The organism is Novosphingobium sp. TK46 (assembly GCF_055361525.1).
Window position 1 is genome coordinate 42633 of sequence record NZ_JBSZKB010000002.1, and the last position, 12635, is coordinate 55267.

At 66.6% G+C, this 12635-nt stretch carries 14 protein-coding genes; 11 read left to right on the forward strand and 3 right to left on the reverse strand.

The features are described from left to right. Positions 1–12: 12 nt before the first annotated feature. Both ACXJ1Z_RS18370 and ACXJ1Z_RS18375 read left to right on the forward strand, forming a co-directional pair. Positions 13–1623, forward strand: coding sequence for a DUF4331 domain-containing protein (locus ACXJ1Z_RS18370; protein WP_463781579.1), 1611 nt, complete (start codon positions 13–15; stop codon positions 1621–1623). Between the two features lie 14 nt (positions 1624–1637). Then, positions 1638–1904: a hypothetical protein gene (locus ACXJ1Z_RS18375; RefSeq protein WP_463781479.1), complete on the forward strand. Its 267-nt coding sequence runs from the start codon at positions 1638–1640 to the stop codon at positions 1902–1904. Positions 1905–1987: 83 nt separating this feature from the next. On the opposite strand, the gene ACXJ1Z_RS18380 is transcribed toward ACXJ1Z_RS18375, so the two are convergent. After that, positions 1988–2794, reverse strand: a complete 807-nt coding sequence (locus ACXJ1Z_RS18380) for a DUF4198 domain-containing protein (protein WP_463781480.1) — start codon at positions 2792–2794, stop codon at positions 1988–1990. Positions 2795–2872: 78 nt separating this feature from the next. Here ACXJ1Z_RS18380 and ACXJ1Z_RS18385 point away from each other — a divergent pair, with 78 nt between their 5' ends. Beyond that, positions 2873–3481: a HupE/UreJ family protein gene (locus tag ACXJ1Z_RS18385; protein ID WP_463781481.1), complete on the forward strand. Its 609-nt coding sequence runs from the start codon at positions 2873–2875 to the stop codon at positions 3479–3481. Continuing rightward, positions 3478–3963 (forward strand): hypothetical protein, encoded by a 486-nt coding sequence (locus ACXJ1Z_RS18390; RefSeq protein WP_463781482.1) that lies wholly within the window; start codon positions 3478–3480, stop codon positions 3961–3963. Before ACXJ1Z_RS18385 ends, ACXJ1Z_RS18390 begins: the two co-directional genes overlap by 4 nt. A gap of 210 nt (positions 3964–4173) precedes the next feature. Here ACXJ1Z_RS18390 and ACXJ1Z_RS18395 read toward each other — a convergent pair whose 3' ends face one another. Then, complete coding sequence (locus ACXJ1Z_RS18395) at positions 4174–4668, reverse strand: TonB-dependent receptor (RefSeq protein ID WP_463781483.1); 495 nt, start codon at positions 4666–4668, stop codon at positions 4174–4176. A gap of 45 nt (positions 4669–4713) precedes the next feature. Further along, positions 4714–4866: a hypothetical protein gene (locus ACXJ1Z_RS18400; protein ID WP_463781484.1), complete on the reverse strand. Its 153-nt coding sequence runs from the start codon at positions 4864–4866 to the stop codon at positions 4714–4716. 332 nt (positions 4867–5198) lie between these two features. On the opposite strand from ACXJ1Z_RS18400, the gene ACXJ1Z_RS18405 reads away from it, so the two are divergent. From ACXJ1Z_RS18405 to ACXJ1Z_RS18435, 7 genes are read left to right on the forward strand one after another with little or no spacing between them, the layout of a single operon-like run. Then, positions 5199–5549, forward strand: coding sequence for a TrbC/VirB2 family protein (locus ACXJ1Z_RS18405; protein ID WP_463781485.1), 351 nt, complete (start codon positions 5199–5201; stop codon positions 5547–5549). Next, on the forward strand, positions 5549–5830 hold the full coding sequence (locus tag ACXJ1Z_RS18410) for a VirB3 family type IV secretion system protein (RefSeq protein ID WP_463781486.1): 282 nt from the start codon (positions 5549–5551) through the stop codon (positions 5828–5830). The genes ACXJ1Z_RS18405 and ACXJ1Z_RS18410 overlap by 1 nt, the downstream gene beginning before the upstream one ends. A gap of 19 nt (positions 5831–5849) precedes the next feature. Beyond that, the gene (locus ACXJ1Z_RS18415; RefSeq protein ID WP_463781487.1) at positions 5850–8255 is read left to right on the forward strand and encodes a VirB4 family type IV secretion/conjugal transfer ATPase; all 2406 of its coding nucleotides are present in this window, start codon (positions 5850–5852) and stop codon (positions 8253–8255) included. Then, positions 8255–9481: a TrbL/VirB6 family protein gene (locus ACXJ1Z_RS18420; protein WP_463781488.1), complete on the forward strand. Its 1227-nt coding sequence runs from the start codon at positions 8255–8257 to the stop codon at positions 9479–9481. Before ACXJ1Z_RS18415 ends, ACXJ1Z_RS18420 begins: the two co-directional genes overlap by 1 nt. Next, a complete protein-coding gene (locus ACXJ1Z_RS18425) occupies positions 9481–10374 on the forward strand; it encodes a TrbG/VirB9 family P-type conjugative transfer protein (protein ID WP_463781489.1) in 894 nt (297 codons plus the stop codon). Before ACXJ1Z_RS18420 ends, ACXJ1Z_RS18425 begins: the two co-directional genes overlap by 1 nt. A 3-nt stretch (positions 10375–10377) precedes the next feature. Further along, positions 10378–11484, forward strand: a complete 1107-nt coding sequence (locus tag ACXJ1Z_RS18430; RefSeq protein ID WP_463781490.1) for a TraB/TrbI/VirB10 family type IV secretion system protein — start codon at positions 10378–10380, stop codon at positions 11482–11484. 3 nt (positions 11485–11487) lie between these two features. Beyond that, positions 11488–12519: an ATPase, T2SS/T4P/T4SS family gene (locus ACXJ1Z_RS18435; RefSeq protein ID WP_463781491.1), complete on the forward strand. Its 1032-nt coding sequence runs from the start codon at positions 11488–11490 to the stop codon at positions 12517–12519. Positions 12520–12635 lie beyond the last annotated feature (116 nt).

Below are 12635 nucleotides of genomic sequence, written 5' to 3' on the forward strand. Positions count from 1 at the left end.
CGCATGTCGCTGATGAAGAAACTCGCATTGGGTACCGCGGCCGGGGCGATGTGCGCCTTGCCGCTTGTGCCGGCAATCGCCTCGAGCCATCGTGAGGCTCCGAACATCACCAGGACGCCGAAGGTCGACAACACCGACTTCTACATGTTTCGCAGCTACGAGCCCGGCCGGGAAGCCACGGTCACGTTCATCGCCAACGTCCAGCCCGATCAGAGCCCCGGCTCGGGGCCCAACTATTTCACGCTCGATCCGAACGCTGTCTACGAGATCCACATCGACAACGATGGCGATGCGGTCGAGAACCTGACCTATTCGTTCAAGTTCACCAACGCGCTTGCGAACGGCACCGGTATTGCGCTGAACGTCGGCGGCAAGGACGTTGCCGTACCGCTGCGTCAGGTCGGCGCTATTTCAAAGGATGCCGATCCCAATCTGAACGAGCGCGAAGCCTACACCATCACGCAGATCACCGGCGATAGGCGCAGCGGTACCCGCGCCAACGTCACCAATGCTTCGGGTGGCGGCACGACCTTCACCAAGCCGGTCGACAACATCGGCAACAAGTCGGTCCCGCAGTATGCCGCTTATGCCAACAGCTTCATCTACAACGTCAGCATTCCGGGCTGCACCGGCGGCGCACGCGCGTTTGTCGGCCAGCGTGCCGAAGCTTTCGCTATCAACCTGGGGCCGACGTTCGACCTCGTGAACTACGTGCCGATCGAAGGCGACAGCGCACCCTTCGCGGGTGACGGACGTGGCTTCCCCGGTGGCATCACTCAGAGCCGCAACAACGACGATCTGGTCGGCAAGAAGAACGTGACCTCGATCGCGCTCGAGATTCCGGTGTCTTGCCTCACCGGTGCAGGCAATGGCGTCATCGGCGCCTGGACGACGGTCAGCCTGCCCCAGGCTGTCGCGCGCGATCCCAGCCCGACTTACGACAAGCCCGATTATCAGGGTGGCGCTTACGTCCAGGTCTCGCGCCTGGGCATGCCCTTGGTCAACGAACTGGTGATCGGCCTGAAGGACAAGAACCTGTTCAACGCGGCTGAGCCGACGCAGGATGCCGCCCTGGCGGACTACGTCACCAACCCGACGTTCCCGGCCTTGCTCGACGCGCTGTTCCGCGCCCCGGTCAATGCCACGCTTGGCACCAACATCGCCAATCTTGCGCCGAACAACTTCCCGCGCAACGATCTGGTCGCCACGTTCCTCACCGGCATCAAGACCCTGAACCAGCAGTCCAGGGTGACCGCGTCAGAGATGCTGCGCCTGAACACCGGCGTCGCCCCGACGCCGCGCGCCACCCAGAAGAACCTGGGCGTCGCGGCCGACGATCTCGCCGGCTTCCCCAACGGCCGGCGTCCTGGCGACGACGTAACCGACGTGGTCCTGCGTGTGGCGATGGGCCGACTATGTCACCCGGTTCCGATCAACGGCACGCAGACCGACCTTGGCCTGTGCAAGCCGGAGAACGCGCCTGTCGGCACTGTCGCCTTCACCGATGGGGCTCCAATCTCGGCGCGCGATCTGCAGGGCACGTTCCCTTACCTGAACACGCCGATCCCCGGATCGCCGCGCTCGGCCCGCGACGCCGCGGCAGCCGTCTCCGCCCAGCCTTGAGGAGGGTTCGCACCATGCGCAAGAAATCCATGCTGAAGTGCGGCACCTCGCTGCTGTTGGCATCATCACTCGCCGCGTGCGGTGGTGGTGGTGGCGGCGGCAGCGATAGCACGCCGCCGACTACGGTGACCCCGACTCCCTCGACCTCTTCGTTCCAGAGTAAGCTCGGCGCGGCGTTTGCTGGGATCTTCGATGCCGGGGCAACGACCGATCCCGTCGATCCCACCGATGCGAGCGTCCCCGCGCTCGCCCCGACCAGCGATCCCGTGAACGACGGCTGATCCGGCTTTCGATCACCTTTCGCGATCGTTTAGCTGGCCCGGTCTCACAGTTCGTGAGGCCGGGCTAGTTCGTTCGTGAAGCGCTAAGGCGTGGCGAAGGTCAGGCTGGAGAAGGTGGTCCTGAACAGCGGGTCCTGGCCGCCTTGCGAAACCGACCACACCACGTTCATCTGCCACTTGCCGGCTTTCGGGATGCGGAAGCTGGTCCGGCCATCCTTGCCGGTCCGCTGCGTCGCAACCGGTTCGGCATCGGCGGCAAGGTCGGTGATCTTGACCAAGGCGCCCGCCAACGGGCGGTTCTGGAACAGCACCTGCACCGGCAGCATCCGGTCTGCGCCAAGGGCCTGGGGGTGCTTGCCGGGGACGATCTCGAGCAACATCTTGGTCGGGCGGGTGACCCTCGCGATCGATGCCGCGTCGACCGGCCCGACCTGGACGATGGCCTTGGCCCGGCGGCTGTAGACTTCGCGGCCATCGGCCTTTTCCAGCCCGAGCCGCTGGCGCTCGGCGATGATCGGCGTGATCCCTTCGGTCTTCACGTAATCATTGAAGCGCAGGAACGGCAGCTGACTGGGTGTCTCGGTCGATTGCAGGACGACGACATAGGCGCCCGGTTTCGCCAGCGGGACCAACGCATCGAACCCGGGCGAACCGAGCCGCAAGTCCGCCTTGCGATCGACCATTCCATCTGGACCGATGGTGCGAAACAACAGCACGTGATCGCTGTCCACGCTCCAACGGTCACGCGCCGCACCATGCCCCACGAACATCGTGAAAAGCGCGGGGCCAGCAGTCGCCAGCGTGAATTGCCGGGGCTGGATCCAGAAGTCGTGCGCCATCGCCGGCACGGCGATCAGCGCCAGCAAGGGAGCGAACCAAATCTTGCGCACGTCTATCGCCTTCCGTAAACCGAGCGCCGCTGCGCTCTTCGTGCGTAACACGCCATGGCGGCGTACGGGAGCATTCGATTGACGGCATCGCGCAAGATTTTCGCTCCTGTCGCGTTCGCGGGATTGACGCTGTTCGCGCCCACGGCTGCGTCGGCGCATATCGCCAAGTCGCTCTCACTGGGCGTGGGCGGCGGTTTCCTCCATCCGCTGTCCGGGCCCGACCATCTACTGGCGATGATCTCGGTAGGGCTGTGGGGCGCGTTCCTCGGTCGCCCGCTCATCTACCTGCTGCCGATCATCTTTCCCACGGTGATGGCGGTCGGCGGGGTACTCGGCATGGCAGGGGTGCCCTTTCCCCCGGTCGAGCTTGGGATCGCGGTATCGGTGATCGTGCTCGGCCTGGCAATCCTGACGCGGTGGGCGGCACCGGTCTGGCTTGCGTGCCTGATCGTCGGGATCTTCGGGTTGTTCCACGGCTACGCTCATGGACTGGAACTGCCGTCGATGGCCAACCCGATCGGCTTCAGTCTCGGCTTCGTCATCGCCACCGGATTGCTGCACGTCCTTGGCATCTTGATCGGACTGATCCGCGACCGGCCCCGCGGTGAAGTGGGCTTGCGTGCGATGGGTGGATTGGTGGCGCTGTCGGGCCTGTGGTTCCTCTACGCGGCGATCGCCACGGCATGAAGGGCGCGATGATCGCGGCGGGATTGCTGCTGGCGGTGTTCGCGTTCGCGCTTGCGTTCGTGCCGCGAAAGGTCGCGCTCGGGGCAGCGCTGGTGTGCGTGCTGGCGGCCTTGGCCGCTGCCAGCGTGGGTGGAGTGCCGCCCGGCGTCGCCTTCACCGGCTGCTGGGCCAGCCTCGCGCTGGCGGCGCTGAGTGTCTACTGGCCCCGCACCGCGCAAAGGACCGCTTGGCTGTGCCTCGCCTTCGCAGCCGATGCCGGCGTTTGGGCAGGTCTGGTCGTGTCGACCGAAGCGCCCTGGTGGGCGACGCTTCAGGTGCTACCCGTCCTGCTGCTGGGCTTGCCGGCAGCGTGGTGCGTCGATCGTGGATGGACGATCGTGCCCCGCATCGTCACTAGCTGGCTGCTCGCCGTCGCAATTCTGGTCGGCGCCATTCCGCACCTCGTTGTGCATCCAGGCTACGAGCCAGATCACAATATCTAGGCGGGGGGCTTCAACACCAGTTCTTCACGCGCCGTTTGCTCGAGTACAATTCTGTCCGGCGCAACCGAGGCGAGTGTCCACCCTAATAAGCTGTCAAACGCCTTGAAACGCCACGCGAACCCAAGCTCGCATTTGCCTGGGTTCAATGGGATGGAGGTGACTGTGCTCCACCTCATCGGTTGGCTCCCCCGGCAAGCGAGATGCGTAGGACTACGTGATATCGTTGTCCTTTGACTGCAGCACACTTAGTGCGTTGAGGCCGAACCGCGCGCGGCCGGTGCGATTATAAAGGCCCAGGTTGACGAGCGTGGTGGATCTCGATCGCTGGCTCTCGTCCTCGAGCAGCGGAGCCGCGCCGAAGTGGCGCAGACGCACGCTGCCGGATGGGCTATCGCCCAACGCGGCTATTTTGCCGACCGCAACGACATTCTCGACCGCGCCCGGGATGAGACTTTGGCCCCTTGAAACGTTCTTGAATCGTGCGCGGGTGGCCGCAAACGAACGGTCGATCGTGAGCCACCGGCTCGGCCGCCAGAATACCGGCACTTTAGTGACCATCCGGTGCAAGGCATTGTTGAGTTCGTTCGAGCCGGCATCGCCGACGAAGACCAGTTCGGACGCGCGATCGAGATAGAACAGGGCAGCCGACCCCGTCAGATTGCCCCGTTCTATCCGCGCGCCGAATTCGCCACCGCGAGTTCGCACGAGGACCGGTAGAGAGTTCGTTGAGCCGCTCGACGCCGGATCGACCTATGGCTGCCCCAGCATGGTGTTCGAGTGGAAGCTGTCGCCGTAGTCGGCATAGAGTTCGACGTGATCGGTCGGTTGCCAGGCCACGGCCAGCTTGGCCGCCAAAAGCGCGTCCTCGCCCTCGCCGGAATTCGCGGCAAGATCGGACGTCACATCGTAGTGATGGTAATCGCTACGCAGCCAAGCATCAGGCGTGATTTGGGGGGCAGATGCACTTGCGCGCAGTCCGCGGAGAATTTGGGCTGCGCGCTCCGTATATCGTAGGTTAGTTGGGGATAGTCTGCGGCGAAGCGGACAGAGGCGATCGGCATCCACACCAGCGGTGCGCCAAAGCGCTCCTACGTGCCGCCGCGATCTCCCTATCGTTCAGGTTGAGCCGGTCATGCGGGCGTTCGGGTGCATGGGCACCGTGGTTGTGCCTAAACATAAAGTAAGTCACACAGCTATCACTGAAAATGCAATAACTGAACCCTCAGGAGGGGCTCATGATTCGGTTCTCACAGTCCGCTACTCGCCAATTGCGTGCGCGCGTCGTGGCCGGGATAGCAGCTTTCAGCGCGCCCTTTGCCCTGCCGGGTGTAGCCCACGCCCAGGCTTTGGCCGGCCGTGACCCCGCGGGCAGTGGCCCGATCGTGGCGGCATTAAGCTGGATTCAAGGAACGTTACTTGGTAATGTCGCAACGGCGGTTGCCGTCATGGCCGTTGCCGCGGTGGGCTTCATGATGCTGACGGGCCGGATGAACTGGCGCTTTGGTGCAACCGTGATCATCGGGTGCTTCGTCCTGTTCGGCGCCGGCGCGATTGTCTCGGGCATCCAGGGCGCGGCAGTAGGCTGATGGCGCTGGCCCGCTACACAGTACACCGCGCGTTGACCCGGCCGCAGATGTTCGCGGGTGTCACCTACAGCTACTTCATCATCAACGCCGCGGTGACAACCGAGGTTTTCCTCATCACCAAGAGCTTCTGGGCGCTGCCCGCCGCGCTGGCGATGCATGGCGTCGGTTACCTGGCCTGCCTGCGCGAACCGCGCGTGTTCGATCTGTGGATCGCCAAGGTCAGCAAGTGCCCGCGCGTGCCCAACTGGGCGCGCTGGGGCTGCAACAGCTACGCGCCCTGAGCGCTGCGAGGACGACCTGATGGGACTGCAGCTTAAAGCCTGGGGCAAGAAGGAGGCGATGGCGGGCGACCGCCTGCCGTATCTCTCGCTGGTGGACGAGAACGTCGTGCTGCTGCGCGATGGCTCGGTGATGTGCGCGCTGATGGTGCCCGGCTTCGCGTTCGAGACCGCAGACACCGACGAGCTCAACGCCCATGCCGCCACGCGCGAAGTGCTGCTGCGCTCCTCGCTCGACGCGCGGTTCGTGCTGTACCATCACGTCATCCGCCGCCGGGTTGAGATCGAGATGGAGAGCCAGTTCTCCGACCCGCTGACCGCGCACATCGACGCGCGCTGGCGTCAACGCACCAGCTCGGGCGCGCTGTTCGTCAACGACCAGTTCGTCACGCTGGTGCGCCGTCCGGCACGCGGCAAGGCAGGCTGGGCCGACAAGCTGTCGCGCATGATGAAGCGCTCGGGCACCGGTCCGGTCGAGGCCGACATCGGCGACATACGCGCGCTGCGTGCCGCCGCCAGCGCGATGACCGCATCGCTCGGGGCGTACGGTGCGCGGCTGCTCGGCGATTACGAGAGCCAGGCCGGACGCTGCTCCGAAGTGCTGGAATTGCTCAGCGCGCTCTACAACGGCGAGATGCGCCCGGTGCGCCGCCCGGCGGATGATACCGACATCGGCCACATGCTGCCGTATCACCGCATCAACTTCGGCATGGACGCGCTCGAATTGCGCAAGCCCGAAGGCCTGAGCTTCGGCTCGCTGGTCAGCCTCAAGGATTACCCGGACTCCACCGCACCCGGCCTCACCGATCCGCTGCTGCGTCTGGGGTGCGAGATGGTGCTGACCGAGACCTATGCGCCCGCCGACCGCCAGGTCGCACGCGAGCGCATCGACTTGTCCATCCGTCGCCTCAAGTCCGCCGACGAGGAAGCCTTGGCCGAGCGCCGCGAGATGACCAGCGCCCGCGATGCGCTGGGCACCGGCGCTGTGGGTTTCGGCGATCACCACCTCTCGGTGCTGGTGCGCGCGCCCAGCCTCGACCAGCTTGACGAGGCCACCGCGCTCTGCGCCGCCGCCTTGGCCGATGCCGGCGCGGTCGCGGTGCGCGAGGACGTCAACCTGGAGCCCGCGTTCTGGGGCCAGATGCCCGGCAACGAGAGCTTCATCGTGCGCCGCGCGCTGATCTCCAGCGCCAACATGGCTTGCTTCGGCTCGCTTCACGGCTTCGCCATGGGGCAGGCGAGCGGCAACCACTGGGGCGAGGCGGTCACTTTGCTGGCCACCACCAGCCAGACGCCGTTCTTCTTCAACTTCCACCAGGGCGACCTCGGCAACTTTACCGTCATCGGCCCCTCGGGCTCGGGCAAGACGGTGGTGATGAACTTCCTTGCCGCGCAGGCGCAGAAGTACGACCCGCGCACGATCCTGTTCGACAAGGACCGCGGCGCCGAAGTGTTCATCCGCGGCATCGGCGGCAACTACAGCCGCATCGCCTCGGGCCAGCCGAGCGGCTTCAACCCGCTGTCGCTGCCCGACACCGCCACCAACCGCGCGTTCCTGCGTGACTGGCTCGGTGTGCTGCTGCAGGCGCATGGCCCTGAGGAACTGGCGACGATCGCCAGCGCGGTCGACGCGGCCTACCACAACGATCCCTCGCTGCGCCGCCTCTCGCATTTCCGCGAGCTGCTCGCCGGCTCGCGCCGCCCTGAAGCGGGCGACCTCGCTTCGCGGCTAGACGCCTGGCTCGTCGGCGGAGAGCATGGCTGGCTGTTCGACAACGCCGTCGACAAGCTCGACCTGTCCGCGCGCAAGCTCGGCTTCGACATGACCGCGCTGCTCGAAAGCCCGCGCCTGCGCACGCCGACGATGATGTACCTGTTCCACCGCATCGAGGAACGCCTCGACGGCGAACCCACGATGATCCTGATCGACGAGGGCTGGAAGGCGCTCGACGACGAGATCTTCGCCGCGCGTATCCGCGACTGGCTCAAGACGCTGCGCAAAAGGAACGCGCTGGTCGGCTTTGCCACCCAGTCGGCGCGCGACGCGCTCGACAGCCGCATCGCCACCGCGCTGGTCGAGCAGACCGCGACGATGCTGTTCATGCCGAACGCCCGCGCGCGGCCCGAGGATTACTGCGAAGGGTTCGGCCTGTCCGAGCACGAGCTCGACGTCATCCGCACGCTGCCCGCGCAGTCGCGCTGCTTCCTGATCCGCCAGTCGGACGCCTCGGTCGTCGTCCGGCTCGACCTATCGGGCATGCCCGAGGTGCTGACCGTCCTGTCCGGACGCGAAAGCACCGTACGCAAGCTCGACCAGCTACGCGAGCGCTATGGCGATGCACCCTCGGCATGGTTCCCCGTCCTCACCGGCATCGACTGGCCGGGCGACGCGGAAGAACCGGGTATGTGGATCGAGGCGGCGGAATAATGGCCGGCGCCTGCGATCAACTCACCCAAGTCGCCTCGGCCGGCGTCGGGCCTGCGCTTCGCGCGGTCGACTGCATCGCCGGCGAGACCACCGCCGCCGCCTTTGGCCGCCTGTTCGGGGCCGGCGGGGCGATGGGGCCGGTGCTCACCATCCTGCTCACGCTCTACATCGCGTTCTTCGCGATCTCGCTGCTGACCGGGCGCTCGAGCCTGGGCATCTCGGCACTGACGCCGCGCATGCTGACGCTGGGCTTCGTCCTCACCTTCACCACCAGCTGGATCGCCTACCAGGGCGTGATGTGGAACCTGGCGGTGGGTGGGCCTGACTGGATCGCCTCGGTGCTGACCGGCTCGACAGGGTCAGCGACGCAGATCTTCGGCGATCGCATCGATCTCGTGTTTGGCGCCATCGCCGAGAGCGCCAGCGGCACCGACGCGCCCAACGGGCAGCAGGCGGCCAGCGCCGTTGCCGCCGCGAGCGCGGGGCAGGGCCTGTTCACGCCCGAAAGCATCATATGGATGGGCGGGCTGCTGCTGCTGCTCGGCACCGTCGGCGTGCTGCTGACCGCGCGGATCGCGCTGGCGGTGCTGATGGCGCTGGGTCCGATCTTCGTGGTCATGGCGCTGTTCAACGGTACACGTGGCCTCACCGCCGGATGGCTGCGCGGGGTCGTGCTCACCGCGATCACGCCGCTGTTCGTGGTGCTGGGTGGTGGCATCACGCTCGAACTGCTGGTGCCGATCGTCCGCTCGCTTTCGAGCAACCTCGTCGACATCGACGGCCGTGCGGCGATGGCGCTGTTCCTGGTCGCCGCCGTGCACTGCGCGTTGATGGTCATGGTATTCAAGGTCGCCGGTACGATGGTGTCGGGTTGGCAGGTGTTCGGCCTGGGCAAGTCCGACAAGGGTGCCGCCGTCGCCAGCGCTGCGGCACAGTCCGCGGTTCTTGCTCCGGCCTATGGCGCGCCTGCCGCCGCGACCGAGGCTGCCGCCCAGTCGTCGCGCCGCGCTGCGCTCGCCGCGGCCATCGGCGCGCCAGTCGAGGTGATCCAGTCGCAGGGCGAGAATGGTGGCCGCTCGGGCGAGCGCCGCACCCACGTCACCCAGATCAGCGGCGGCGGCATCGCCCCGCTGGCCCCCGGCAGCGCCTCTCGCGCCAAGGGCATCGGCAGCCGCTTTCGCGCTTCAAACGACACAGGCCGCAAGCCGGCCAAGGAGATGATTTGATGATCCGCGGCCTGCTTCTTGCCGCTAGTGCCGTCGCTGCTCTAGCGCAGCCGGCTGCAGCCGCTGACGAACGCCTGATCCAGCATCTGTACACCGAGAACGAGGTCGTGCGCATCGACGGCCGTCCCGGCGTGCAGGCGACGATCACTTTCGGCGCGGGCGAAGCGATCGAGAACGTCGCGGTAGGCGACAGCGCCTCGTGGCAGATCACCCCCAACAAGCGGGCCGACGTGCTGTTCGTCAAGCCGCTCGAAGGCGGCGCGCGCACCAACATGACCGTGGTCACCGACCGCCACACCTACTTCTTCGACCTGGTCGCATCGCCAAAGGCGCGGCCGGTCTATCTGCTGCGCTTCACTTACCGGGATGCGGACAAGCCCAAGGGCCTTCCGGCCGGCGCGGCGCTGGCCTCGCTGACGCCTGCCGAGCAGGCGATCCTCGGCGGCAATCCGGCTGAAGCCGCTGTCGATCCGGCCGCGCTGAACTTCTCCTTCCGCACCAAGGGCGATGCCAAGATCCTCCCCGCGCGCATGTACGACGATGGCAACGCGACCTACCTGCTGTGGGGCGAGCGGAGCGAAGTGCCCGCGATCCTTATCATGAACGAGAAGGGCGAGGTCGGACCGGTCAACTACTCGGTGCGCGGCCGTACGATCGTGCTGGAGGACGTACCCAAGACGATCCTGCTGCGCTCGGGCAAGTCGCAGGCGACGATCGAGAACCTGCGCCCCGCAAGCCAGGCACCCGCCGCGACGCCGGCCGCCAACGCGCCGGGCGCGGAGACTGCGCCGCTCGATGGCCCTGGCATGGTTGCCCAGCCCGCGCCGAAGATGGCGCCTGCCTCGGTAGTCGCATCCGCATCTCCCAATCTCTCGCCCGTTCGGGAAAACTGATCCATGGCTCCCAACTCCACCTTGCGCGAACGCTTCGACGACGAGCAGGCGCGCGATCCGCGTGATCCGCGCCAGCACGGCGGGGCGCAGATCATCGATCTGGCGACGCGCAACGTCCTGCCGACCGTCACGCAGCGCAAGAAGGGCGATGGCCTGGGCCTGATCGCCGGCGTCGCCATCGTCGCGCTGCTCGGCGGTCTGACGCTGTGGTCGATGGACGCGGAGCGCAATGGCGCACCCGAGCCGGTGCCGGCACCGGTCCCAACCGCGCCTTTCGTCCCGGCGACGGGGATCACTCCGAACCCGCCGATCGTCACGCCCGGCGTGATGCCCAATAGCGTTCCATTGGCCGCACCCGCGCCGCAAGCGGTGCTTTCCGCTGCGCCCAACATCGCAACGGGTCCGCAGAGCAATACCGCCGCGAGCCCGACCGTGGTGTTCGACGCTGCGGCCGGTCCTGCCACCGCCCCCGGTCTCGACGGCAAGGCCGAGCTCAAGAGCGGCGGCAATGCCAACGAGGATTTCGCCTCGCGCCTGGGCGGTCTTGGGGGCGGCAGCGCCGCCGCCAAACGCAGCTTCGACCCTGCCACCACGGTGACGCAAGGCACGCTGATCCCCGCGGTGCTGGAAACCGCGATCGACACCGACGTGCCCGGCTTCGTGCGCGCGATCGTGAGCACCGACGTGCGCAGCTTCGATGGCCGCACCGTGCTGGTGCCGCGCTCCTCGCGTCTGATCGGCCAGTACAAGAGCGGGCTGACCGCAGGACAGAAGCGCGCCTATGTGATCTGGACAAGGCTGATCCGCCCGGACGGCGTCTCAGTCGATCTCGGCTCGCCCGCAATCGCATTCGGTGGCGAGACCGGTCTGGCCGGCAAGGTCAACACGCACTTCTTCGAGCGGTTCGGCTCGGCCGCCTTGCTGTCGGTGGTGGGCGGCTTGACCAACCTGATCGGCAGCGGTTCGTCGGTCATAGTGGGTGGCGGCCAGTCGGCGGCAGCGGCGGCGGTGCAGCAGAGCGGCACGGTCGGCCCGACGATCCGGGTGCGCCAAGGCGAACCGATCCGGGTGTTCACCGCCAAGGACCTCGACTTTTCCAAGGCCAAGTGAGCAATGGTTGCCGATGTCCATACCTTGCCCAAGCGTGCGGTCGCTGAGCCGGTGACCGCGCCTGTCGCTCCACGAAGCGTCTACCTCGACGCCTACCTCGCCCCGCTGCGCCCCTGGCTGGAGCGCGAGACGGTGACCGAGATCCTGGTCAACCGTCCCGGCGAGGTCTGGATCGAGGATGCCGAAGCCGGCGGCATGCAATGCGTCTCCATACCGGCAATGGACAACCAGCTGCTCCAGCGCCTGGCCGAGCAGGTCGCGCGCATCAGCCACCAGGGCATCAACCGCGAGCACCCGCTGCTCTCCGCGACGCTGCCGGCGCTTGCCGGGCAGAGCGGCGCGCGCATCCAGCTGGTCGGGCCGCCGGCAACCCGCGCCAACTGGGCCATGGCGATCCGTCGCCACCGCTTGCTGGAACTGCCGCTCGATGCCTACGACCGCGGCCCCATCACGATCGCCCCCGAAGCGCCCACGCCCGACCCGCTCGTCACGCCGATCGCCTTCTTGCGCGACGCGATCAAGCGCCGCCGTACGATCCTGATCTCAGGCGGCACCTCGACCGGAAAGACGACGTTCCTCAACGCCATGCTCACCGAAATTCCCGAGCATGAACGCGTGGTGCTGGTCGAGGACACCGCCGAACTGCGCCTGCCTGGCGCCAACGGCGTCGGCCTGATCGCAGTCAAGGGCGAGCTGGGCGAGGCCAAGGTCTCGGCCAACGACCTGCTCCAGGCCGCGCTGCGCCTGCGCCCCGATCGCATCGTGCTGGGCGAGCTGCGCGGCACCGAAACCGTCAGCTTCCTGCGCGCGATCAACACCGGCCACCCCGGCTCGTTCTCGACCGTCCACGCCAACTCGCCCCAAGGTGCGCTCGAACAGATCGCGCTAATGAGCATGCAGACCGGCATCGGCCTCACCCGAAGTGAAACCCTGGAATACGCCGCATCCGTGATCGACATCGTCGTCCAACTCGACCGCCACGACGGCAAGCGCGGCATCGCCATGATCGCAGAAAGCCGCTCGCTGGTGGCATGAGGCTCGTGGTTGCGAGTCCGCGTGCTAAGCAACCGCGAAGATAACCGGTTCACCAACGAAGGCTTAAGAGGGTGCTGTCAGTCTAACGCGAACCGCTCTCTACACGATGCACTTGA